This is a genomic window from Klebsiella sp. K47, assembly GCF_051858335.1.
In the GTDB taxonomy this organism is placed as follows: Bacteria; Pseudomonadota; Gammaproteobacteria; order Enterobacterales; family Enterobacteriaceae; genus Klebsiella; species Klebsiella pneumoniae.
Genome location: NZ_JBPYUI010000328.1, coordinates 1 through 230, shown reverse-complemented (window position 1 = coordinate 230; position 230 = coordinate 1). Strand labels below are relative to the sequence as shown.

Sequence of the window (230 nt, the reverse complement as noted above, 5' to 3'; positions counted from 1 at the left end):
ACTTGAAGCACCGAATCTTCGTTGAAAGAAGCGCGATAGAAAGCGCGTTGGATCTCGCGCGATCCGCAATCTCTCTGGAAGAAGAACTGAAAGACCCTCGCTTCAGAGAAGCTTACGAATCGCTGTCCGAAGCACTGGAAGCAAACCGCCACGAGCCCGAGGACGCGCAGCCGCGGGTGGAAACCCCGCTACCAACGTTCTCCCGCAGCCAGCAGCATCCAGAAGAAGAC

Annotated in this window: 1 protein-coding gene; it reads left to right on the top strand. The window is 57.0% G+C overall.

Annotation, left to right across the window (positions count from 1 at the left end; genetic code table 11):
* Positions 1-230: hypothetical protein (locus tag RRF55_RS28245; RefSeq protein WP_439419332.1), on the top strand; the 230-nt coding region annotated here is incomplete at both ends.